The organism is Ktedonosporobacter rubrisoli, assembly GCF_004208415.1.
Classification (GTDB): domain Bacteria; phylum Chloroflexota; class Ktedonobacteria; order Ktedonobacterales; family Ktedonobacteraceae; genus Ktedonosporobacter; species Ktedonosporobacter rubrisoli.
On record NZ_CP035758.1, the window covers coordinates 10,988,656 to 11,011,739 of the forward strand.

Consider the following 23,084-nt stretch of genomic DNA (forward strand, 5'->3'; position numbering starts at 1 on the left):
CTATTTCCCTTGTATGGTGTTGCGACTATGCGATAAACCATCTATAATACTGCGAGATAAACTGACTGATATGCGTAAGGATAGCAGCTTTAATAGTTGGTGTCTGTATTTTAAGGACGTTTGCATAGGAAATATTCTAAGGAGAATTAGCGCACTCTGACCTTGTTGGGGTCGTAAGGGGTTTAGCGCCAAATATTCGAATGAATTACGAGCGAACAACGCTACCTAATGGACTGCGGCTACTGACTACCCGAATGCCGGGCGTGCGTTCTGCTAGCATTGCTTTCATGTTCTCTGTTGGCTCTCGCTATGAGTCCACCCCTATTGCCGGTATATCTCACTTTATTGAGCATATGCTTTTCAAAGGCTCGCTGCATTATCCAACAGCGCGGTTGATCTCGGAGGCTATCGAGGGGGTTGGTGGGTTTTTTAACGGCAGTACAGGTAAAGAACTAACTACTTATACTGCTCGTGTTCCTAGTGAATATTTGCCAGTCGTGATGAAAGTGCTGGCTGACATGGTGCGGCATCCACTTTTTGATCCGAAAGAGATTGAAAAGGAGCGCAGCGTTATTATTGAAGAGTTGAGTTCTACGCAGGATGATCCGCAAGAGTGGGCGAGCCTGCTCAGTGATGAGGTGATGTGGCCAGAATTGCCTCTAGGGCGTGATGATGCGGGCTCCATCAAAACCGTGACACACATACAACGTCAGCAGATGCTAGATTATCTGGATACTTATTATCGTCCCAACGCGCTGGTTATCAGTGTTGCCGGAAATATCGATACGGAGCAGGTCATCCAATTAGCGCAGGATTTGTTCGCGGACTGGGAGCCACGGGGCCTCCCTGGATGGACCAAGTGCATGCCTCCGCGTGACGTACCGCCTGTACGAATGATTAAAAAGGCTACCGAGCAGACCAATCTATGCCTATCCACGCTAGGAGTTGCCTCTACTTCTCCCGATTATTATACTTTGCTGCTTATCAATGCTCTCCTGGGCGATGGTATGAGCTCTCGACTTTTTCAGACTATTCGAGAAGAGAGAGGGCTGGCGTATGATATTGGCACTTACTTTAACACGTATTATGAAACTGGTAATCTAGTAGTGAGTGCAGGTGTTGATCCCTCACATACGCAAGAGGCTATAAGCGCCATTGTGGCCGAGCTTGTCGAGCTTTGTGACGTAGCCGTGCCAGTTGATGAATTGGAGCGCATCAAGGCTTACGTACGAGGCGGTATTATGCTCGGCTTGGAGGGTACGCAACAGGTAGCATCCTGGTTTGGAAGCCAGGAATGCCTGCATAATTCTATAAAGGATGTTGATGAGGTGATAGCCCGTGTAGATGCTGTCACTGTGCAAGACATTCAGCGCGTAGCCCGGGCTTGCTTTGCTCCTGAATGGCGACGGTTGGCTATCATTGGACCAGATGATGTCCATCGAGCAGAATATTTTGCAAAGTTACTTACAGGTGTGTAAAGCGGGAAGAGGAGACCAGGTTTTATGGCACAGACAACGCTTCGTGACTATTTACAGGAAACAGAGGATGCGCTTAGCTCTAATCGTATAGATGCTGCTCTCGCTAACTGCCAGCATGTTCTTACCAGGTTTCCAGAGTCCTTGGAGGCACAGCGTCTGCTAGGTGAAGTGTACCTCGCTCAGGGGCGCCTGGAGGAGGCACAGCAGACTTTTGATTGGGTGCTCACAAATGATCCTGAGAATGTCATTGCCTATTGTGATCGTGCCTTGATTAGTGAACGTTTAGCAGATTTTGATACAGCTCTTGATTGTTATCAGCAGGCGTATGAGTTGAGTCGGGGCAATAGCCAGATCCGCCAGGAATTTAATAAACTGAGCGCGAAGGCAGGCCAGCAGGGCTTTATGTTCTCGCGCGCGGGCCTTGCTCGTTTATATATGCGTGGCGATTTGCTCGCCCAGGCTGTTCAGGAATGGGAAGCAGTTCTTGCGGCCAGCCCTGATCGTCTCGATGCCTGTACAGGCTTGCTGGAGGCTTATTGGCGTGAAGGGCGTTATGATAAGGTTGAGCAACTAGCGGCTGAAATTTTGCAGAATGTTCCTGGCTGTGTTAAAGCGTTACTTCTCCTCGCCCATGCTGCTTCTACAAAAGATATACAGAAAGCGCAAGAACTTTTGCAACGTGTCGAGGCCTTAGATCCTGACTTCGTGCTGGCCCAAGAAATTTTTGCAGATATGCTTGCCCGCGAACCGGAAGATGCCTTCTTGAAACTATTGCGCAAGACCCCCGTCAGCCTGGACCCCAGTCGGGAAGTAGTATCACCAGCGCCTCTTGAGAAGACTCCCGAAGCTGTTGAGAAGCCCAGCGCTGTTCCTTCTCAGCCTGAGCCTGCCAGCTTGCAGGAAAGTTGGAGCGGTATCGATAACTGGAACGGTGAAACTCTCATTGGCAAGCCGAGGCAGAAGGAAGAGACGAAGCAATCTCAAGGAGATTTACCGCTCTGGTCGAGTGATAGCATAGCATTACCGGATACCTGGAATGGTGGAGTTAAGCAACCAGAACAGGATAATAAGCCAAAGACTGCCGAGAGTCCACTTCAGCTCAATGAGGGCACGACACAAAATGATGCCTGGAATACGCTGAGCCAGAATGCGCAATCTAAGCAGGAGGAGTCAGCCCTACCATCCTGGCAAACAGCACAATCAGCACAGGAGAAGAATCCTATCCCTCCCACTAGAACAGAGGCTGAACAATCCACATGGCAGCTTTCTGGGGCAGGCATCAATGGGGTTGATGCCTGGGAAAGCACGAAAGATACAACTGTGGCAGAGCCTGCTAATGCCTGGGAATCCTTACAAAAGCAAGAAATGCCATCTCCTCCGGCCTGGCTGAGCATGCTTACCCAGGGAGAGCGGCAGCAGCTTAATGACGAAAACTCAGTTTCATCTCCTCCTACCATTGAGCAGCAAAAGCCTGAGGGTCAACCTGCCGCTCACCAGCAGGCTACGCCTTTAGTAGATGCGCAGCCATCATGGCCGGGGATCGCGGAGAAGACTCCTGATGCGCTACAATCCATGTCAGGGATTGCAGAGAAGGCCGTCGAGGCGCAGCCGCCAGCGCCAGGAAACGTAGAAAAAACTGCTGAGAGTCAGCCATCGTGGCCGGGCCTGGCTGGCGAAGATGATCAAGAAGATGAAGATCTTTCCTTTGGCCCTGAATGGCTCAAATCCCTTGGTGCGGCTGCTATGGAAGAGGAGGAAGAGGCTCCTTCCGTACAATCGAGCGCTGAAGAGGAGCGGGTTCGCCAGGTGGTGTCGGAGGCATCAGCATTGTATAAGCCTCAACCGTTGGAAAAGGAAATTACCTCGCAGCCACCAGTCATGCAGCCGGAACAGAGAGCAGAAGAGCCGGACTGGATGAAGCAGATAGCGCAGGCCGCGCAACCTGCAACTCAGCAGCCGGTAGAAGAGCCGGACTGGATGAAACAAATAAGCCAGTCTACTGCTCAGCCAGCAGCGCAGCAGCCGGTAGAAGAGCCAGACTGGATGAAGCAGCTTTCTCAGGCGCAAGCAGGGTCACAACAGGCCCCAGCAGAAGAGCCAGATTGGATGAAACAGATAGCGCAGGCAGGAAGTCAAGCTTCACAGCAGCCGCAGTCACCTGCAGAAGAACCGGACTGGATGAAGCAAATAAGCCAGTCGGGAATACAGTCCACGCAACCAGCAGCGCAGCAGCCGATGGAAGAGCCAGATTGGATAAAGCAAATAAGCCAGTCGGGAATACAGCCTGCGCAACCAGCAGTCCAGCCGGCCCCAACGGAAGAGCCGGACTGGATGAAACAAATAAGCCAATCTACTTTACAGGCGGAGCCACAACAGGCAGAAGAGCCGGACTGGATGAAGCAGATAGCTCAAGCCTCACAGCCATTAACTCAGCAGTCACAACCAAACCCGGCAGAAGAGCCGGACTGGATGAAGCAAATGAGTCAGCCTGCCTTGCCACAGCAGGCATCAGCAGAAGAACCGGACTGGGTGAAACAAATGAGCCAGTCGGGAATACAGTCTACTGCGCAACCAGCAGTCCAGCCGGCCCCAACGGAAGAGCCAGACTGGATGAAGCAAATGAGCCAGGCGCAACAAAAAGAGCAGCGTCCGGATCAGTCAGAACAGAATTTGATTACAACCTTAGAAGCTCTAGAGAAGGATTTACTATCACAAGGATTTGTGCCTCTAGAGCCAAATTCGCTTTCATCGATCACACAGGCAGAGCAAGAAGAGCCAGCAACTGAGAAGACGTCCCAACCAATTGTTGAAGAACAACCAGCTCATCAAGAGCCAACGCTCTCATCTGCTCTGGCGGAGCTCGGTAATCTGGCGCCAAAAACTCCAAGGCTGTCGGATACCTTGAGTGGTGGAGCAACGCAGCCAACGCCAGCTTATGAAGAACAAATGTGGCCGACGCAGCCAGCCCACGCTTCAGAAGAGCAAATATGGACAACTGCTCCCTGGGCAGGATCACTGGCAGCTTTGGAGGCACAAACGTCTTCTTCGAAAGTGCCGGCTCAGCCGGCTCAGTTTGAGGCATCATCAGATCAGATGGCCCAGGCAACTCCATTCTCAACATCCAAGAATACAGCGAATGAAGCATCGAAGCGCCCTGAAGTGACTCAGCCTCATCAGCCAGTACCGGGGTCTAATCGGCCTCAGACGACCAGACCTCTGCCCGAACAATCCAGGCCAACAGCGGGATTGCAGAGTAGCGGAATAGCTGGGGGTCAGCCATCCAGCAGGCCGCAGGTTTCTTCGTTGCGGGCGTCGAGTGCTCGTATGGATGCCTTACTTGATAGCGAATTAGAAACTACCATGAAACGTCCTGCTGTACGTTTGCAGCCAGCGAAGCCACGGACCACTCCAACGCAGCGAAGCCAACCGGCCGCCCCTGAAACCGCTCGTGAAGGGAAGAGAGCTAATAATGAAATTGTAGATAGCTCTCTTAGCTATCAAGAGCGTCTGGTAAAGGGATATCAGCATCAGCTTGTAGGGGATTATGATGAGGCGATGCAGGAGTATCGCATAATTATACGGAATGCGCCAGAGCTATTGGGCGAGGTTGTTAGTAACGTGCGGGCTCTCTTGAAGTTAGCCCCTAAATATGCTGCTGGCTATCGTGTGCTGGGCGATGCTTATATGCGTCAGGGAGAGTACTTGCAGGCAATGGAGGCCTACAATAAAGCTCTTACAATGGCGAAGAAAGCGAGAGCTTAGTTCTGCTAGTATAGATGATAAGGAGTCATAGAGTGGAAACTATTCTACAACGGTTGACTGACCTGGATGAAGTCTATGATGCGATACTTGTAGGCAGGGATGGCCTGATCGTGTCTGGGGTACTGCATACTGAGGATGAAGAAGTGATCGGGGCAATGTCAGCAGCCGCGTTTGGCTCCATTACCAATTACACAACGCAAATTAATAGCGGAGATACCCATCACGTTATTGTAGAAACGAAGACAGGGACAATACAGATGGAAGAGGCCGGTGATCTCATCCTGATAGTGACCACCAGAGGGATAGGGAATCTTGGCCGGGTACGTATGGAGATGAAGAAAGCTTGCCGCCAACTGGCTCAACTGGTCGCTAGCTACTAGCGCATAGAGAAGTTGTCACGCAATCTACTTTGTCGGCAGATACCACCTGTTTATAGGGGTATCTGCTCTTCATGTTGTGATCATCTTATGATCAGGAGCATGGAATTTCTTATAGGGAAGGTTAACGGTGAGCGGGATAAAACTCTATTCATCATCCACTCTCTCATCGGACCTGGTAGAACAGATGAATAGGTATAATAAAATACAAAGGAGAAAGTGTAGCGAATATGGAACGGACACTTGTACTATTGAAACCTGATGCCATTCAGCGCGATCTCGTTGGTGATATTATCTCTCGACTTGAGCACAAAGGGCTCAAGCTTGTGGGCTTGAAGATGATGCGCCTATCCAGTGCATTGCTGGATGAGCACTACAGTCACCTGGTAGGAAAAGACTTTTTCCCTGAGGTGAAGTCTTTTATGCAGCTCACGCCTGTGATTGCTTGCTGCTGGCAAGGAACTGACTGCGTAAATACAGTGCGTGCCCTCTGTGGTATTACAAAAGCCCGGGAGGCTGCCCCTGGCACCATTCGCGGCGAGTTCGCCATGAGCGTTCAAGCAAACCTTATCCATTGCTCAGACTCGCTGGAGACAGCTGAGGTTGAGGTGAAGCGCTTCTTCAAGGCCGAAGAGCTCTTTGAGTATGAGGACATCCTTGAGAGATATATCTACTCTTCACGGGAGCGTGAATAGAGAAGCATCTCTCGCGATCCAGCTAACAAAAAAGAGAAGTGCGCCAGCCATCTGATGCACTTCTCTTTTTTAGCGAGATGCCATTGGTGTTTCTTCGGCCGGCTCTTCTGCTGTCCTGGATTGCTTTTTCTCACTAAGACGCCAGCAACGCGTTTTACTGCGGAAACATTTATCCTGCTCTTCTGCCGTCACAGGAGGAGTCCCTTTAAGACAAAAAACTTGATACATCGGTTCTCCTGCAGCAACATCGTTACAGGGGAACCAACGTTCCCGGTAAAAAGGACAGGCATTTTTGTGTTTGCGCCAATTCGAATTTTCTAATGGATGTGTATTGAGTGTACCGGACAAACAGGTATCCTTCCCGACTAGATATTACGTGCTAATATATGAGAACCTTACGTTGAAGGTAGTATACCATATCTTTCCCATAAGAATAGGGAGATAACTACAGACAAAAGATAGCCGTAATGGTATAATAGAATACGAAAAAATTGGAGAACCTCTTTGCTTGGACAGAAGTTTGAAAAAGTCCCCTGGACTATTCAGCAGACCTTCCTGGGTATTTTATTTACACTTGTTCCCTGGATCGTTTTAGCACTTCTACTTTCCAGTTTTAAGGGTCAATCGACCCATATCGCGCGATTACCCTTTCAAGTAGATCTGCTCAACGCCTTCGTGATCTTCTTTTTTTCAGTGCTGGTTGAAGCTGCATTTCTTATTGCCCCATTGTATTTTGCTCGGCGGGCCGTCCATGCACAGGAGGAACCTCACCAGTCAGTTGCCGATGTGCTGGGCTTGCGAGCCTTTAACCCGCGTAAGGCTTTGCCCGCGATCATTCTCCTTTTTCTAGCTTTCCTGGCCATCAATGGCGTTTATCAGTATGTCATTACTGTGTTTCATCTCAATCTGCAAACTAACGATCAAGCTATCTTTGATCAAAGCCGCGTAGCGCCAATCACAACCTATGCAACCTTGATCGCTAGCGTAGTAGCAGCACCATTCTGTGAGGAGATGTTTTTCCGTAGCTTCGTCTTCATGGGATTTAGGCGCGGCATGCCACTGGTCGGGGCTATAATATTAAGCTCACTGGTTTTTGCGGTAGCGCATGCCGATCCGGGCTCGTTTGTGGTGCTATTCTTTATCGGCCTGGCCCTGGCTTTTTTGCGCTGGTATACACGCTCGCTCTGGCCAGGAATTATTCTGCACCTGCTGAATAATGGGGTTGGGGCGATTCTGATTATCCTGGCAATGCAGGGCATAATGCGACCTTGAGGCAGAATATGCCCTGCATTGCCTTATGGTTTTAGCGCTAGTAGTAACCCCTTTCGCTGAGATTGCTCTAGCTTAGCACTGATCAGATTCCCTTGAATAAGCATGATTAAGGCAATGAGGAGCAATATGTGTCCGGCAACCTCATCGGGGATAAAGACCCGGGCTAGCGTACAGAGAATAGCGCCTCCAAATAATATACATAAAATTATCCAACTTGCCTGGCTGAGGCTGCGCGTTAGCCAGTAGAGCGAGGCAAGCCCAACTATACCAAGACCGACAGTGGATAGGAGAGTGAGAAATTGCTCGTCAGGTAAGCTATTGACTGTGCATAAAGCCGATGGGTCAGTAAATTTGATGACTGCGAGATCTGGTTGTGCAAGCATCGTGAACGCGTAACCAGTAGCTAAAGCTGCTAGCCCGCTGATAAACATAATACCTCGGGTGAGGCGACTCTTGGCAATCACCCCCGCTCCAATAATGCTGAGGACCAGCAGGATCGAGAGCCCTGCCTCAACTATATGCGCTGAAGCACAGATGAAATTGAATGTATAGATGCAGCCGCCAACAATTAGCAGGCTAAGGAGTAGGAAAAGTGCCAGAAAGCCGGAGCTCCAGGGAGAGTGGGAAGTTGGCATGGCTTTCGTAAGCGCGGGTGAGGCAGAAGCTGTCGATGTGGATATGCTTAATGATGGCTGCTGAGGAACTATTGGGTTTGTTGGTGCATTTGACGCTGAGCTTTGTCCACTTAAGGGGCCAGGCTGAGGCGGGATGTACTGCGTAGGCGCAAATTGTAAGCTGTTGGCCTGGAACTGGCTTGTATGCTCGGCTGCTTGCTGACTAATTTGCATTAAAGCCTGCTGGACCTCAAGCGCATTAGCGGGTCGCTCCTGGTCGTCGTGAGCCACCATGCGTTGGATAAGCTTGTCAAGTTCGCTCGGCACCTGGGGATTGAAACGGCGTATGGGTGGAAATGAGAAGCTATCGCTGGCGCGCGAAGGATCGCGACCTGTGAGGCAGTGGTGCAACGTAGCGCCAAGGCCATAAATGTCGGAGCGAGGGCTCGTTTGGGCGATACCATGCTGTTCAGGAGGCGCATATCCGGGCGAACCTAGCAAGATAGTATCTTGTTGTTGCCCTTCCTTAAAGAAACGGGCGATACCAAAGTCAATCAAGTAGATCTGTCCGGTAGGGACGATCATAATATTGGTGGGCTTGATATCGCGAAAAATGATGGGAGGTGTTCTTTGATGTAGATAGCTCAGGACGTCACAGAGCTGACGGGCATAAAGTAAAACTTGCACTACAGCCAAAGGTTGCCCATGCGCTTCTTTTAAAAGTTGGTGCAGTGTTTTGCCCTCGATCAGATCCATAACTAGATAGGAACGTCCCTGTTCGCTAAACGCGTCATAGATGCGTGGTAAATTGGGATGTGAAAGAGCTCCCAACATGGCGGCTTCTTGTTGGAAGCGGGTTGTTGCTTCTGCCAGTTCTTGTGGGCTGAAACGGGCCTGGCTCATCTCTTTAATGGCTACGCGCCGGTGCGCAATACGTGTATCGGTAGCTGCGTAAACAGCTCCCATTCCACCACGACCTATTTGCTCAATAATGATGTATCTCTGCTGGAGCAGGGATTGAGGTGGAAGGCGCCCGGTCTGATTGTTGGTCATGGACATGGTATACCTCTCAGTAGCGTTGGTAGACTATTTTTGGCCCATAGAGGTTCATCTGGTCTACTCCCGAAAACTCATCTTAAGATGCCAGTGTCAGTATAATGCAGTATTTAAACGATGGTCAATGCGGTATTTCACAGTTAAATTAGGATAAAATACCGGCCTGGTTTGTCTTTTTTTGCCCTTGCCTATCAATGGCGGCAAATGAAGTCTACGTGCCCTCTCCTTTGGCTGCTATCCTTCCATAAGAAAGCTTTAAACAGTAGGCTTATGTTGAGTTGTCGTCTCTGCATCATTTATAGGCGTGGCTGCAGAATATCTTATTTCGCCCTGCAGGGTTCTGATAATGCCGAGGAAAGTGCATAAGAGCATAATCTGCAGGAAGAAGAAATTTGTCTCTGGTCGTACAGCGCTTACCAGAGAAAGAATAAGCAGGATAATAGGAACGAAGCCAAAGAGAAACGTAGGACCAGGTTGAGCCCGCCAGCAGGAAGGGCGCAGCCACCAGACTAGAAGACTGAGGTAGAGCGTGACACCGGCGACAATACTTTCTACATGCGCAGGTTCACGCGCATCTGCTGGAGCAAAGAGGAATGCAACAACGATGACACAGGCCCCAATAATAGGGGCGAAGCGAAAGAACCAGCCATCCCAGCGATAGATGGCAGTACGATTGATGGAGAGGCAAATATAGCAGCCGAGCATAGCGCTATTCGTTGCAGCATTCAAATGTGCATCTATCACGGCATGAGCATCTGCGGCAAGCAAGGTTATGGCGAAGTTGACTCCAGTAAATATTGCCCAAATACAGCCGAAAACACCAGCTATACGAGCCCATAGGGAGCGCGCGCAGATAATAAGAGCAATCCATCCCAGGAAGAGGAGAACCGCGAAGTTCAATAGCACCAATTCTGCCTCGTAGTAATGGTTGAGCCAGCCCTGGGTCAACAGGCTGGTGGCGCTGAGGCCGACGACCAGGATCAGCGTAAAGATGGCAATAAAGCGTGGCGTCCAGATGACTGGCGACGTCTCGGAGAGAAAATCGCTATCGATGGAAACTTCGCTTGATGCCTGGCTGCCATTATCATGACTTGCTGGAGTTACATCTTGTAACTGCTTATCCTGAGCTGCGCCTTGCGAAGTGACACACTTTTTCATGGTGGCTCTTCCTTACTAATCTATGATAATATCATACACTTGATGTGTTGAATACGAAAATAGAGTGTTAGAAGCGGTAAATTGGCTAGTTTTGCTACTTCAATAGAATGCATCTTTTGGCGAGATCCGCTTTCAATGAAATTAAGGAGGGTTCCTTTGATCCCTTCCCTGGCAGGTTAGAGTTTGGACGAGGGTAAGAGAGCGTTCCCTCTGTTACGTGTTTATATAACGTGGAATGTAGAAGCCTGGTAACGGAACCAGGAGGGCGCGGGCTGCCTGGCTTGCCCTGTTATGGGTCTAGTATTTCATAGCTGCACATACTGCTGTATAGAAGCAATGATAAATAGCGATGTGCAGCTACAGAAAAGAAGCAGAAACTTCTAAATGGATTTTCCTACTAATTGAACAGCCTGTTTGCGTAAAGATTGTAGCCCTTCGCTAAAGTGCACAGGATATGGCTGCTCAACAGTAAGGGAGCGATATTGTTCTGGAAGCTGCTGCAGGTTTTGTTGCGCCAGCTCGCGAATTTCAGAAAGCGGCGGCAAACTGCCTGGAATCATCTCGCCGTTGCGCATAACCGGGCGTAGGAGACGCTGATAATTGTCAGGGCGCGCCTCGTGTGAAAGTTGAATGATATCCTCTTCCCAGTGTGGATGGCGATAGATCTCTTTTTTGCCAGGCCAGGTGCTCTTGGCCCCTGCAAGCTTCATTTTCGGATATTCTGTGCCAGACTCATCAACGTACCAGACTTCTTTATAGACGGCTCCCAGCGCTCCACCCGCTATGCCATGTTCGACTGATCCAGCACCGGTTCCGAGCATGGTTCCTATGCCAAAGGAATCGATTTCGGCACCTGCCTCTAGCAACTCTAAAATCTTCCATTCGTCGAGATCGCCACTGGCAAGAATGCGGACGTTAGTGAGATCTGCTTTATCAAGCTGCTCGCGTACATACTTGCTATCAGCAACCAGATCGCCGCTATCCAGGCGTACTGCAGCAAGCGTATGCCCCAGCGTTTCCTGCGTACGCAGAGCCACTTCAATGGCTGTATGGATTGCCTGACGTTGATCGTAAGTATCGAGCAATAAGGTGTAGCGATTATAGGCCTGAGCAACTGCCTCAAAGGCTTCTTCTTCGCTTGGGAACAGCTCGATTAAGGCGTGTGGCACTGTTCCTGTGGCTGGCAAGCGAAACTCGTAAGCTGCGTTAAGCAAGGATGTGCTGGCACAACCACCAATGTAGGATGCCCTTGCAACTGTCATCGGCTCCTGCGCTCTTCTAAAGGCGAATTCTGCTACCCTGCGTCTCTTTCCATGCTCAGCGGCATAGACAATGCGTGATGCTTTGGTGGCTATCAAGGTTGAGAGACCAATGGCTTGAAGCAAGCCAGCTTCTAAGAGAATTGCCTCACGAAATGGCGCGGTAACTCTCATGATTGGCTCGTTTGGAAAGGCGATAGAGCCTTCGGGCAGTGCCAGTATCTCGCCTGTGAAACGCATCTCTGCCAGCTCATCAAGAAAGGCCGCATCGTAATCGCGGATACGAGCAAGAAACTTTAGCTCTTCTGCGGTGTAGCGGAATGATTGGACAAATTCCAGCGCGGCCTCTAGTCCGGCTACGAGCAAATAGGCACCTCCAAAGGGAGCGGTGCGTGTATAGAGATCAAAGGTGGTAAGACCGTTGCGGCCAGTTCGCCAAGAGACGTAGGCCGAATCTGGGTGGTACATGTCTGTCATCAATCCTGGATGTAAACTAGGGGCACGACGATGCATAATAACTCCTCTTTTCCGTTTCGCAGCAACGAGTTAGTGTACATTGTACAATATATGCTTTGATCCTGCAACTCTTCCTGGGAATTTGCTGTCGGGTGCCTGGGTTAGAAAGACCAGAGGGAAGAGCACCTGGCAAGTTGGAGCGATGTTGAGCTATAAAGCGCGAGGAGGGAGTGACATATCATCTGTCTTGCGTCCGCGAGGGCAAAGAGCGGTATGAGACTAAAGATCCAAAAACTAGTCCACTTGTTCCCACTTTTATTGTATCACCTTCTGTCTACTTGCACACTGCCTTTTTGGCCGATTTTTTTTGGCCTTCTTTCTCCTATACTCTTGTGGAAGCGACACACTCTGACAGAAAGTATTCCTTTGAGCAAAGAGATCACCTGTCTATGTACTCAAATCAGCACCTGCCTCATGAGGCGTGTGACAGAATCTCGTCGTGTACGGAAAAAGTTTTACGTGCCGTCAGTCACTGCTTAATGGGGCTGTACCAGGCTAGTACAATACCTTCGGTAAATCGTTTTAGCCCGAACGATGTCATCAAATTATCTTCATCAAAATTATCTAATGAAGGAAGCGCCAAAGGAGGTAACTATATGAGTTCCTATGTGCTTGGTTTTCGGGACATCGACAGAACAAAACTTATGGTTGTTGGTGGAAAAGGTGCGAACCTGGGAGAATTAGCCAGGATTGAAGGAATACGCGTACCTGATGGCTTTTGTATTACTACTGGAGCCTTTAAAAGGATCGTTGAGGAAACATCGTCGATTAACGAATTACTTGGCCAGTTGTCGCTTCTCAAGGTGGAAGAGCGGGATAAAATTGCTGAACTTAGCGGCGAGCTTCGCAGGATCATCGAAGGAATAGCCATCCCTCAAGACATGAAAGAAGAGATCGCCGGCTTCCTCTCCAGGTTTGGTGAAAACAATGCCTATGCCGTACGATCCAGCGCGACTGCAGAGGATTTACCAGTGGCTTCCTTTGCGGGTCAGCAGGATACGTATTTGAACGTTATTGGAAAGGAAGCCATCCTTAAGCATATCAGCAAATGCTGGGCATCGCTCTTTACCGAGAGAGCAGTAACGTACCGCCTGCAAAACGGCTTCGACCACCATAATGTCAGGCTGTCAGTGGTGGTGCAGAAGATGGTCTTCCCACAGGCCGCAGGAATTGTATTTACTGCTGATCCCATCACATCTAATAGGAAAGTTTTATCCATTGATGCCAGCTTTGGCCTTGGTGAGGCTCTGGTTTCCGGCCTGGTGAATGCTGATGTCTATAAAGTGCGTAATGGCAAGATTAGCGATAAGAAGATATCTGCCAAGAACCTGGCTATTTACGCTTTAAGGGGTGGTGGTACAAAAGAACAAAGGATTGAGCCCGAGCAGCAGAATAGGCAAGCGCTGACGGATGAGCAGATTTTACAGCTTGAGCGCATGGGCAGAAAGATCGAAGCACATTTCGGTTGCCCCCAGGACATCGAATGGTGTTTGGTTGATGATGCATTTTCTATAGTCCAGAGTCGGCCAATCACTACTTTATACCCCATTCCTGAAGCCAATGACCAAGAAAATCATGTCTATCTGTCTGTCGCTCATCAACAAATGATGACCGATCCTTTGAAGCCATTGGGATTGTCTTTATGGCAGTTAACAGCTGCCCGACCCATGTTCAAGGCCGGTGGAAGGTTGTTTGTTGACGTCACACAACAACTGGCTTCACCTGCCAGCAGACAAAACTTATTACATGGCATGGAACAACATGATCCGCGCATAAAAGACGCAATTATGACTATCATAGAACGGGGAGATTTTATACAGTCCTTACAAGATGATAAGCAAGAACAGAGTCCCAGTAAAAGCAATAAAGGTGTTCTGCCTGCGGGCTCTCACCCGCAGATTGAGAACAATCCAACAATCGTGGCTGAATTGATAAAGAAGAACCAAACTTCTGTAGAAGAGTTAAAACGAAACATCCAGACGAAATCAGGGGCAGAGGTATTTGATTGTATCCTTGAAGATATTCCTCAGCTAAAAAAGATCCTATTCGACCCACAAAGTTCGGCTGTATTTATGGCTGCTATCAATGCCTCATTATGGATCAACGAAAAAATTGACGAGTGGTTAGGTGAAAAAAACGTAGCAGATACGCTTTCTCAATCTGTACCAAACAATATCACTTCGGAAATGGGCCTGGCGCTACTGGATGTCGCAGATGTAATTCGCCCTTACCAAGAAGTAATCACTTACTTACAACAAGTAAAAGATGAGAACTTTTTAGGTGAATTGCTTAAGTTTGATGGTGGGCAGGAAACCCAGGACGCACTCTCAGCTTTTCTTAATAAATATGGCATGCGTTGTGCCGGAGAAATCGATATTACGAGGCCTCGTTGGAGCGAAAAACCAAGTGCACTTGTTCCTCTGATACTCAGTAACATCAAAAACTTTGAACCAGGTGAAAGCAAGCGGAGGTTTGAGCAAGGGCGGCAGGAAGCATTGCAAAAGGAGCAGGGGTTATTAGATCGCTTGGGGCACCTACCGGATGGTGAAGAAAAAGCTAAAGAGACAAAACGCATGATCAGCCTGCTCCGAAAATTCATCGGTTATCGTGAATATCCAAAATACGGCATGATTAATCGCTACTTCGTGTATAAGCAGGCTTTCTTGAAAGAAGTCGAACAACTCGTACAAGCCAACGTTCTTCATGAAAAAGAAGATAGCTACTATCTCACGTTTCAAGAACTTCGCGAAGTTGTACGCACAAAGAAAGTTGATTACCAACTCATCAACAAGCGCAAAGATGAGTACAAATTATATGAAAAGCTCACTCCTCCACAGGTCATTACCTCTGATGGTGAAATCATTGCAGGTGCCTACAAACGGGAAAATCTTCCAGTCAAAGCAATCGTTGGTCTAGCTGTTTCTTCTGGCGTTATAGAGGGACGAGCACGTGTCATCCTGAACATGGAAGATGCGGCTATAGAAGATGGAGATATATTAGTCACCACCTTTACTGACCCTAGCTGGACACCATTGTTTGTAGCCGTCAAAGGCCTGGTTACCGAGGTTGGTGGACTCATGACCCATGGAGCGGTTATCGCACGTGAATATGGCTTGCCAGCCGTTGTCGGTGTGGAAAATGCTACCGAACTGATAAGAGATGGGCAGCGAATTCGCGTGAATGGAACAGAAGGCTATATTGAGATCTTATAAGGGAAGATGTTGTTTTCCTCTTGCCCAGACAGAATGCCGGGGCTAACCACTTCTCCGAGGAAACAGGGAAGGTTAAGGGCAATACACTGCGATCGAGTGAATTGTCCTTAACCTGGGGCTGGAACCTGGCCCGGTCCTTTTCTTCAGCACCACCATGGCAGCGGAACAAGCAGAATTGGAAAGCTCTATCGAGATGTTCAGGCGGGCTTACCAGAAACCATAAATTAAGGTAAAATTGTAGTAGAAGTAATTGAGGTTTATAAAATGGGGAAGGAGGGATACACACAATTGAAATCTTTGTCTTGAAACTTTTTGCGCTTCTCGTAGTTGAAACAGTGTGGGATAGGCGAGAAGCTCTATAAAGGAGGGATTTATGTCTGGACAACACCGCTGGACTGCGCTTGGTCTAACCGGTACAGGCATACTTGGGCTGACGGTGACAAGTGGATTAGCAATGTTAGCCCATCGCTTCGTTGACGAGTTCTCTCGGCCTCATACATTGTTGGATGAGACCGAAATTACCTGGGCAGTGCCGCAATTTATGCCCGAACCACCCCTTGTATATCAACGCTCTCTTCTCTTTAAAACTTCTGATGGGACAATGCTACGTGGCGATTTCTGGGCGCAACCACGAGTCGCGCCAACTATTGTACTCTGCCATGGGTATCGAATATCCCGCTCACACCTGCGTCCTGTAGCGGCCTTAGAGTATTCGCGCGGCTATAATATATTGCTCTTTGATTTGCGCGGGCATGGCGATAGCGATAGCGTAATGACGAGCGGTGGCAATGTTGAGGTACATGATCTTGAAGCTGCTATAGTAGTGGCCAGAAGCCAGCCTGAGACCTTGGCTGGCAAAATCATTATTCATGGTTTCTCTATGGGGGCTGCGATTGCCCTGCTGACTCCACCTCAACCCGAACATGTCGCAGCTATAATAGCTGATAGCCCTTTTGCTCGCTCTGATGAGGTGTTGCGTCGCCTTGTACATTTTATCATGGTGCGTGAAAGTAGCGGATGGATACCAGCTTTGCACTGGCTCCGTTGCTTTTTCCCGGCTCTTATATGGACTACTTTTGTGATGTGCGTCATCGATTTCCGCTTGCGCTTCGGCTATAACTTCGTTGCTCGTCCCGATTCTAGCTTTAAGCGCTGGAATACATATGCAAAAACCGCATTACAACAGCGTGCAATCCCCATTTTATTGATCCATTCGGCTGGTGATCCTCTAATTCCAATTGAACATGCTTTACAGATAGCTGCGGAGGCCAGAGTATATGGCGTTCCTCTGGAAACATACTTTGTGGCTGCTTCTTCCCATTGTGGCGCTTATGGCTATGATCCTTATCAATATAGCAAGGTTTTGCAGCGCTTCCTCGCTCGTTACTTAGGAGACGATCTGCCTGTGCAACATCGAAAAATAGATGCAATTAACCAATAAAGCACTTGCATCCGGCCATTCTTCTGTGCATAATTGCTAAAGGAGAGCTATTATTCCGAACTGCACCATCTGCGCTTTCGGCTATAAGGATTTAGCATAAGGCAACGGTTATCACTAAGGAGCGGACCCATGTTATCATCTGACGACATTTCCCAAACTATGCAGGATCTTGTAGCGCAAGAGACAGGGGCCCTGGAGCAGCCGGCTACAGAGCCCCTTGAGAGCTTTCCCCGTCAAAATAGCCGCCAGGGTGCATTGAGTGAACGCCGTCATAGTCTTCGGCAACAGAGACAAACTGAGGAGTTGCCGAAGATAACTTCCACTGCGCCAACTGCAGGTACGCGAGCTGCCTGGAAACAGGTACTGCATCTCCGCGAGGCAAATAGGCGCCTCCGTGATGAGTTGGAGACGCGAAAAGTTGAATTTGAGAAGGAACTTTTAGCTATTCATAAGGGGCATCAGCAAGAGATTGAGTATTATCAGCAACATCTCCAGGAAGCGATGAATGAAAGCAATCGCTTGCGTGAGGTCCACCTTGAGTTGGAGTTGCGTTATCAAGAGTTGTATCACTCCTTTGAGGATGCGGTCTCTATGGAGACTCAGAAGAGGCTAGCCCAGGCTACGCAAACGCCTGGAACAAACGCTGGTGAGACTCCTGCGCTTGAGCAGGAGGCGTCCCAGAATTCAGGATATCAGGCTAAAGAGGAAGAGAATAAGCATCTTGTTGAGGCCATGTATTTGAAGCGTGAGGTTCAGCGCATGGCCGAATTATTAGAGAGCGAACAGCAGCAGATCGAGGAAGAGCGCCAGCACTGGCTGGCGATGCAGGCAACAGTACGCGAGCAGGCAAAGTTGCGCTATAAGACATTACATACGCGTTTAGGGGCTCGCTGGCGGGCCAGGGCCGCCTTTATCGCTATTGGTGTTCTGGCTCTGTTAGTCGTCCTTCAACTACTGTTTCTAGATCTGCTGCGGATTCCCTGGGCTGGTTCTATCGCCATAGCACTGCTGGCTCCTATTGTGGTCTGCATTGTTATGGCTCTTATCCTGGTCAGTCCTTTTTCGACGCTAATGCAAAAATACTATGCAATCATGCCGCATAAAAAGAGAGTAAAACAGAGCGCGTAAATAATGTACCCGTCTAATAGTTGAGCATATTCGTAGAGAGCCCCGGCGCAATGAGAGCCCCGAGGCTTTCTACTTATGAGCTGGAGCTATCTATTGCCCGATGGAAGGGAACGATCTGGTAGGGCGCTGAGAAATGCAGCCTCTTTGACGCTCTGGGCGGATGCGCGGGTAGAGAAGGTTGCGGGAAAGTGCTTCAGGTCGCCAAGAAAGCAGCCGTATCCCGTGTAAAGATGAGATGGTGGAGAGCCCTGATGCTATTAAATTACTGGTTGGTGGGCTGAAGAAAAATCTGATCAACATAACACCAGAGCCAATCCTCGCCAGGCTCAAACGATTGGATAACTGGATGGTTCGTTGCATGAAAATGTTTAGTCGCGTGCTTGTTTTTCGAGGAGTCGCAACAGCCGACATGTCCACAGGTGCGACAAATACGCAGATGAACCCAACTGTCACCAGTTTGCTGGCACTCTTCACAACCTGTAGAGCTTGGCGTGACGCTTTGAATGTGATCAAGATGTGTACATGGTGTAGCCATCTAAGCTATTCCTTTCTCATGACTTGCCGATTGGTTTAGTCCCTTAACAGGGACGTCTCCAAAACAGAATACAGGTAACTGGTAATATAATAAACCATTCGGGGCGGTGTTCTCCATTGGCCGACCGGATAGAGTGACCAATGGAGAATCTGGCTGAATTTAGCGCGTTACGTTTTCCTTAGAGGTGACGAGCGGCTGAAGATTGGCTTCAATCTCTTGACGATGCGCTTCAAGGAAGGGCGGCAAAGCAAGATTCTCGCCGAGATGCTCTAGATCTTCGTCGGTGGTAAAGCCTGGCCCATCAGTAGCAATCTCAAAGAGCACTCCACCTGGCTCGCGGAAGTAGATCGAGCGAAAGTAGTAGCGATTAATAATTGGGGTAGCCATCAGGCCGGCGCTAGTCAAGCGCTCTCTCCAGGCTTTGTGCTCTTCTTCGTTGGGAGTGCGGAAGGCGACGTGATGAACTCCGCCTGCGCCGACCATACGATGATAGGGAAGATCTGGCCTGGCTATAAGCCGTATCTCGGCTCCAGGGCCGCCGGGCCCTACTTCGAAGAGCGCAGCTTGATGTCCGCTGTCTGTGTAATCGAGAACTTTTCTAAAGCCAAGCACTTCTGTGAGCACGGCAGCCGTAGGTTCAAGGCGCTTAACTGTAAGTGTAACGCCCTCCAGGCCGCGAATCGCCCATTGGGTTGCTACCGGACTCTTTGGCCAGGGTGTGCCCGGAGTGACGCCGGAGACGTTGGCAGGCTGGCTATCATCGATGAGCTCTAGCTTTTGCCCTTCTGGATCGCTAAATGGCAATACCGCTCGGCCACCTCTCTCTACGATCTCTCCATGTGTGACGCCCAGGGTATCAAAGCGCTGTTGCCACCAGTTGAGTGCCTCTTTTCCCGGTACGCGGAGAGCTGTGGCCGAGATCATACCGGCTCCCGGGACGTGCTGACCGATAGCGGACCAGTCAAAGAAGGTGAGTTCTGTACCGGCATGCCCTTGCTCGTCTCCATAGAAAAGATGGTAAGCCGAGACATCATCCTGGTTGACTGTCTTTTTTACAAGCCGTAAGCCGAGTACCTTGGTGTAAAAAGCCACGTTAAGTGGAGCGTTGCTGGTTACGGCGGTTACGTGATGCAGACCTTCTAAGTTCATGCTGTTTTCCTCTTCTGGCTTTAAGCCTTATATCTCTATAGCAATGGTGAATACGATTCTGAGCTTGCCAGATAGTGGTAAGCTTGTTCTTCATTGTTACTCTACACCTGCGTAGGGCTCGTAGGCAGCTTGCTGAGCCAGGTGCGAGCCCCTTCGATCTCTGCAACATTTAGCGCGTGGCCCGTGCCTTGCCAATGGGCATCGATGTGGGCTCCGGCACTTTGCAGAAGCTCAATAAGCTGTTGGGTGTCGGCTGCAGGGATGAGCGGGTCCAGTTTTCCAGCTGCCAGGTAGATGCTGGTGCCGCTGAGATCGGGCATAGTTCCGGGATCAAACGGCTTCATCGCACGGAACAGTATGGCAGAGCGTAGCAGTTTGGGATGTAAGAGCAGCAGGCTGGCGGCAATATTCGCTCCATTGGAATAGCCAACAATGGTGAGCTTATCAAGCTCGAAGTGGTAAGCCTGGGCTGCAATATTGATAAAATCTACGAGCTCATGCGTGCGGTAGGTGAGATCTTCGATATCGAAGACCCCCTGGGCCAGGCGACGGAAAAAGCGTGGCGCCCCATGCTCCAATACTTTGCCACGTGGACTCAATAGCCCGGCTCCAGGGGCAAGCGCCCGCCCCAGCTCTAGCAGATCGTCTTCATCTCCTCCTGTGCCGTGGAGCAGAAGCAGTACCCGCTGTTTGTTATCATGGGCAGGGATATATCTATGGATAAAGCCTGTATCCGCTGCTTGCATAGTCCTGTTCCTTTCATTGTTATGCCGTTATGGCGATTTTTGTTTTTGAGTTTAGTATTAAACTTAGCGCGCAAAAAATATCAAGACTTCAGGGCATGATCCAGCTTGCGCAAGATGCTTAGCAGTTGAGCTTGCTCCTGTGAAGAGAGCGTTAAGAATTGCTGCATGATAAAGTCCTCATGCGCAGGTACCACCTCGGCAAAGAGCGTTAGTCCCTCTTCGGTAAGGTAGATGCGAAAGGCTCGGCCCTTTTCTTGCTTGCGCACGAGAAGTCCCGCGAGTTCCATTTTGTCAAGGAGCTGAGAAATGTTCCCTTTAGTGACCAGTAGGGAAGCGGCTAGCTCCTGTTGCGTCATCCCTTCGGTTGTGCCGACCTGAGCCAGCACATCAAATTGGGCCAGGGTCAAGTTCCAGGGGCGTAACTGCTTGTTGGCATCGTACTGTACCTTTTGTACAATGCGTGCCATACGTAGCCAGGCGAAAACCGGCGTTCTATTAAGCGTTGTTATCTCTCTCTTTTCTTCCATGTCGTAAGTTTAGCACTAAACTTATAAGATGTCAAGTTGCCACAGTAAAAATTTCGTATAGTCATAGAATATAGAGCCATTGGATTTCCATGATAGCGCGAGCTGCAACGCCTGCTAGCTGTAAACAACATAGCGGTGAAAGGCGATCAGACCTTTGCCTGGCGCGTAATCTGCTAATCAAGAAGCAAGTGTTTACGGCTAAGCTGCTAGCGCAAGAGGATTATGCTAACGATATAAGCAACGTAGATGATAAGAAGTATGCCTCCAGCCACCCGGCTTATCTTGCCGCGCCAGATGAGCGATAAGAGCAAGAGGTGGGTAGCAATCATAATCCAGACGGTTGCCTGATAAGATTGAGGAATGGTGGGTAGGGGACGAATGACAGCCGCTAATCCCAGAGTGACAAGCAGATTATAGGCAAATGATCCAAGAATGCCGCCAATCAGGATCTCGCCCAGCTGCTTGCGAGCGGCAGTTATTCCCAGAATGATCATTTCTGCTCCGGTGCTGAGAGAAACAACTGTCGTGCTGACTGCATAAGTAGTAAGTCCAAGACTACCTGCCAGTAATACAGCGCCCTTGACAAGGATGAAGCCACCTCCCGCCATCATCAATAAGCCTGATCCGGTGCGCAGTAGCACTGGCCAGAGCCGCTTCTTTCCGCTCTGGTGAGTATCTTCTTCGTCCTCGTCACCGTCGTTTTCAAGCAATTCCTCGCTATGAGCAAGGCGTTCAAAAGATTTGCGGTCCATGCGGAAGAGCAGGAAGGTGTAGCCAACAAATAGGGCTAAGAAGAGCAGGCCTGCCACACGATCTATATTGCCCAGCAGTAGCCAGGCGAGCGGTAAAATCGAGACGCCTGTGGCAATCAAGGCCTGGCGCCGAATACCAGGAGCCAGGATTATTGGTGTAATGAGCACTGAGAGGCCCAGCGCAAAGGTTGTTATGGTAACGTTGGTGCCAATCACATTCCCTACAGCAACGCTGCCCGCTCCCTGGCCGGAGGCGAGAGCTGCTATCAGCATTTCTTCGGGTTCCAAACCAACCAGAATAATGCCAAGCACTAATGGACTGATACCAAAATCCTGTGCGAGATCGCGTACACCATCAATAAACCAATCAGTTCCGTAGAGCAACAGAACAGTGCTCACAAGGAGCAAGGTTAGATCGAGCGCTACCGCCATGGCTACTTCTCCCCACCTGAAATTTCTTTACAGATAATTGGATGTATAAGAAAGTACAGGGAACCCGGCGCTGCCAGGCTCACCGTTGCTACGTGTGCCTCTTAACTTTTACTGCAAATAGACTATAGCATGTCAAAGGGAGCATTGGCAAGCTATAGCGCTATCCCTACGAGGCTGAAAGCCTTGTCAGAGGTTGTTGGCCCTCTTAAGAGAGACTGACGGGATTTTTCTGTTCATCGATAAGATCGTAGCAGGTTCGCTTAGGATCAGTATGTTGACGCAACCAGGCTTTTAGCTCTTGATCTACTGGTTTGCTATTCCAAATAGTTAGCGAGAAACCATCTGTTTCCGTGAGACGAGAGATTTCTGGCCAGGAGGCGGGTAATAGGTGAGCCCGTAGTGGGAATGTAACCTCAGAGAGCTTCTGGCAGAGCTTGAGCATTGCCTCAATATTTTCTCGCGAGTAGGAGGAATGTGAGCTAGTGGTCCAGCCCAGAGATAAAATGCCTTGTGGATATATTTCATTGCATGTATTGATAAAATCGAGGGCGTTGAACCTGCTTGCACTGGCATTTTCGCCCTGAAGAATATCAGCGTTCAGCAGAACAGGTTGCGTGATTTGCGCTTTATTGAGCTCAGTCAAGCAGGGAATGAGTAAGCCTGGGTCCTTAAAGTCGAGCTTGAGGCCCTGCGTCGATTGTTTGATGACCTCTAGCAATGCGGCGAAGGTAAGATCGCTTGTTCTGCTGGGCGGATGTGCCGCTATCGCTTCACCCTCAGCAGAAATACTGATATCGACTTCAAGCATCATAGTTTGTGCCTGGTGAGTAAAGTGCTGCAGCCTTTGTTGATTATTAACCGCGTGGGCCCAGCTAATATCGCCTAACTGGGCGACGGAATAGTGCTTTTGTAGATAAGAAAATAAAGATTTCATAGTCTGTATTATAGCCGATTGCTTGATAATAGTCGAGGCGG

The 23,084-nt window shown here is 49.4% G+C and carries 18 protein-coding genes; 8 read left to right on the plus strand and 10 right to left on the minus strand.

The annotated features are described in order from the left end of the window. Positions 1–200: 200 nt before the first annotated feature. The 4 genes from EPA93_RS46690 to ndk all read left to right on the plus strand — a co-directional run bounded on the left by EPA93_RS46690 (position 201) and on the right by ndk (position 6,312). Positions 201–1,478, plus strand: a complete 1,278-nt coding sequence (locus EPA93_RS46690) for a M16 family metallopeptidase (protein ID WP_129894125.1) — start codon at positions 201–203, stop codon at positions 1,476–1,478. Positions 1,479–1,502: 24 nt separating this feature from the next. Beyond that, positions 1,503–5,240, plus strand: coding sequence for a tetratricopeptide repeat protein (locus tag EPA93_RS46695; RefSeq protein WP_129894126.1), 3,738 nt, complete (start codon positions 1,503–1,505; stop codon positions 5,238–5,240). 32 nt (positions 5,241–5,272) lie between these two features. Beyond that, positions 5,273–5,620, plus strand: coding sequence for a roadblock/LC7 domain-containing protein (locus EPA93_RS46700; protein ID WP_165423862.1), 348 nt, complete (start codon positions 5,273–5,275; stop codon positions 5,618–5,620). Positions 5,621–5,847: 227 nt separating this feature from the next. Continuing rightward, positions 5,848–6,312 carry a nucleoside-diphosphate kinase gene (ndk, locus tag EPA93_RS46705; RefSeq protein WP_129894128.1) on the plus strand — a complete coding sequence of 155 codons (465 nt, stop codon included), beginning with the start codon at positions 5,848–5,850 and terminating at the stop codon, positions 6,310–6,312. 69 nt (positions 6,313–6,381) lie between these two features. Here ndk and EPA93_RS46710 read toward each other — a convergent pair whose 3' ends face one another. After that, positions 6,382–6,660 carry a hypothetical protein gene (locus EPA93_RS46710; protein WP_129894129.1) on the minus strand — a complete coding sequence of 93 codons (279 nt, stop codon included), beginning with the start codon at positions 6,658–6,660 and terminating at the stop codon, positions 6,382–6,384. A 156-nt stretch (positions 6,661–6,816) separates the two neighbouring features. Between EPA93_RS46710 and EPA93_RS46715 the strand changes: the two genes are divergently transcribed. Next, positions 6,817–7,584 carry a CPBP family intramembrane glutamic endopeptidase gene (locus EPA93_RS46715; protein ID WP_129894130.1) on the plus strand — a complete coding sequence of 256 codons (768 nt, stop codon included), beginning with the start codon at positions 6,817–6,819 and terminating at the stop codon, positions 7,582–7,584. Positions 7,585–7,607: 23 nt separating this feature from the next. Here EPA93_RS46715 and EPA93_RS46720 read toward each other — a convergent pair whose 3' ends face one another. The 3 genes from EPA93_RS46720 to EPA93_RS46730 all read right to left on the minus strand — a co-directional run bounded on the left by EPA93_RS46720 (position 7,608) and on the right by EPA93_RS46730 (position 12,184). After that, positions 7,608–9,251, minus strand: a complete 1,644-nt coding sequence (locus EPA93_RS46720) for a serine/threonine-protein kinase (RefSeq protein ID WP_165423863.1) — start codon at positions 9,249–9,251, stop codon at positions 7,608–7,610. Between the two features lie 258 nt (positions 9,252–9,509). Beyond that, positions 9,510–10,412 (minus strand): hypothetical protein, encoded by a 903-nt coding sequence (locus EPA93_RS46725; RefSeq protein WP_129894132.1) that lies wholly within the window; start codon positions 10,410–10,412, stop codon positions 9,510–9,512. Between the two features lie 380 nt (positions 10,413–10,792). Continuing rightward, the gene (locus EPA93_RS46730) at positions 10,793–12,184 is read right to left on the minus strand and encodes a nicotinate phosphoribosyltransferase (RefSeq protein WP_129894133.1); all 1,392 of its coding nucleotides are present in this window, start codon (positions 12,182–12,184) and stop codon (positions 10,793–10,795) included. A 599-nt stretch (positions 12,185–12,783) separates the two neighbouring features. Here EPA93_RS46730 and ppsA point away from each other — a divergent pair. From ppsA to EPA93_RS46745, 3 genes are all read left to right on the plus strand, one after another. Continuing rightward, positions 12,784–15,399, plus strand: coding sequence for a phosphoenolpyruvate synthase (gene ppsA, locus EPA93_RS46735; protein ID WP_129894134.1), 2,616 nt, complete (start codon positions 12,784–12,786; stop codon positions 15,397–15,399). 373 nt (positions 15,400–15,772) lie between these two features. Next, positions 15,773–16,840 carry an alpha/beta hydrolase gene (locus EPA93_RS46740; RefSeq protein WP_129894135.1) on the plus strand — a complete coding sequence of 356 codons (1,068 nt, stop codon included), beginning with the start codon at positions 15,773–15,775 and terminating at the stop codon, positions 16,838–16,840. 129 nt (positions 16,841–16,969) lie between these two features. After that, positions 16,970–17,968: a hypothetical protein gene (locus EPA93_RS46745; protein ID WP_129894136.1), complete on the plus strand. Its 999-nt coding sequence runs from the start codon at positions 16,970–16,972 to the stop codon at positions 17,966–17,968. Between the two features lie 262 nt (positions 17,969–18,230). Here the strand turns inward: EPA93_RS46745 and EPA93_RS46750 are convergent, their stop codons facing one another. The 6 genes from EPA93_RS46750 to EPA93_RS46775 all read right to left on the minus strand — a co-directional run bounded on the left by EPA93_RS46750 (position 18,231) and on the right by EPA93_RS46775 (position 23,043). Continuing rightward, positions 18,231–18,503, minus strand: coding sequence for a UBP-type zinc finger domain-containing protein (locus EPA93_RS46750; protein WP_129894137.1), 273 nt, complete (start codon positions 18,501–18,503; stop codon positions 18,231–18,233). A 159-nt stretch (positions 18,504–18,662) separates the two neighbouring features. After that, a complete protein-coding gene (locus EPA93_RS46755; RefSeq protein WP_129894138.1) occupies positions 18,663–19,652 on the minus strand; it encodes a ring-cleaving dioxygenase in 990 nt (329 codons plus the stop codon). A gap of 101 nt (positions 19,653–19,753) precedes the next feature. After that, positions 19,754–20,398 carry an alpha/beta hydrolase gene (locus EPA93_RS46760; RefSeq protein ID WP_129894139.1) on the minus strand — a complete coding sequence of 215 codons (645 nt, stop codon included), beginning with the start codon at positions 20,396–20,398 and terminating at the stop codon, positions 19,754–19,756. A gap of 80 nt (positions 20,399–20,478) precedes the next feature. Beyond that, positions 20,479–20,925, minus strand: a complete 447-nt coding sequence (locus tag EPA93_RS46765) for a MarR family winged helix-turn-helix transcriptional regulator (RefSeq protein ID WP_129894140.1) — start codon at positions 20,923–20,925, stop codon at positions 20,479–20,481. A gap of 206 nt (positions 20,926–21,131) precedes the next feature. Then, entirely contained in the window at positions 21,132–22,109 is a 978-nt protein-coding gene (locus EPA93_RS46770; RefSeq protein ID WP_129894141.1) for a sodium:calcium antiporter, read from the minus strand. 205 nt (positions 22,110–22,314) lie between these two features. Further along, positions 22,315–23,043 (minus strand): FAM151A/B family protein, encoded by a 729-nt coding sequence (locus tag EPA93_RS46775; protein WP_129894142.1) that lies wholly within the window; start codon positions 23,041–23,043, stop codon positions 22,315–22,317. Positions 23,044–23,084: the final 41 nt, after the last annotated feature.

Bases quoted from the DNA above. Each gene is read 5' to 3' on its own strand.
- EPA93_RS46690 (WP_129894125.1), top strand. From the start codon at position 201: ATGAATTACGAGCGAACAACGCTACCTAATGGACTGCGGCTACTGACT.
- EPA93_RS46695 (WP_129894126.1), top strand. From the start codon at position 1,503: ATGGCACAGACAACGCTTCGTGACTATTTACAGGAAACAGAGGATGCG.
- ndk (WP_129894128.1), top strand. From the start codon at position 5,848: ATGGAACGGACACTTGTACTATTGAAACCTGATGCCATTCAGCGCGAT.
- EPA93_RS46720 (WP_165423863.1), bottom strand. From the start codon at position 9,251: ATGACCAACAATCAGACCGGGCGCCTTCCACCTCAATCCCTGCTCCAG.
- EPA93_RS46725 (WP_129894132.1), bottom strand. From the start codon at position 10,412: ATGAAAAAGTGTGTCACTTCGCAAGGCGCAGCTCAGGATAAGCAGTTA.
- EPA93_RS46730 (WP_129894133.1), bottom strand. From the start codon at position 12,184: ATGCATCGTCGTGCCCCTAGTTTACATCCAGGATTGATGACAGACATG.
- ppsA (WP_129894134.1), top strand. From the start codon at position 12,784: ATGAGTTCCTATGTGCTTGGTTTTCGGGACATCGACAGAACAAAACTT.
- EPA93_RS46740 (WP_129894135.1), top strand. From the start codon at position 15,773: ATGTCTGGACAACACCGCTGGACTGCGCTTGGTCTAACCGGTACAGGC.
- EPA93_RS46745 (WP_129894136.1), top strand. From the start codon at position 16,970: ATGTTATCATCTGACGACATTTCCCAAACTATGCAGGATCTTGTAGCG.
- EPA93_RS46750 (WP_129894137.1), bottom strand. From the start codon at position 18,503: ATGGCTACACCATGTACACATCTTGATCACATTCAAAGCGTCACGCCA.
- EPA93_RS46755 (WP_129894138.1), bottom strand. From the start codon at position 19,652: ATGAACTTAGAAGGTCTGCATCACGTAACCGCCGTAACCAGCAACGCT.
- EPA93_RS46760 (WP_129894139.1), bottom strand. From the start codon at position 20,398: ATGCAAGCAGCGGATACAGGCTTTATCCATAGATATATCCCTGCCCAT.
- EPA93_RS46765 (WP_129894140.1), bottom strand. From the start codon at position 20,925: ATGGAAGAAAAGAGAGAGATAACAACGCTTAATAGAACGCCGGTTTTC.
- EPA93_RS46770 (WP_129894141.1), bottom strand. From the start codon at position 22,109: ATGGCGGTAGCGCTCGATCTAACCTTGCTCCTTGTGAGCACTGTTCTG.
- EPA93_RS46775 (WP_129894142.1), bottom strand. From the start codon at position 23,043: ATGAAATCTTTATTTTCTTATCTACAAAAGCACTATTCCGTCGCCCAG.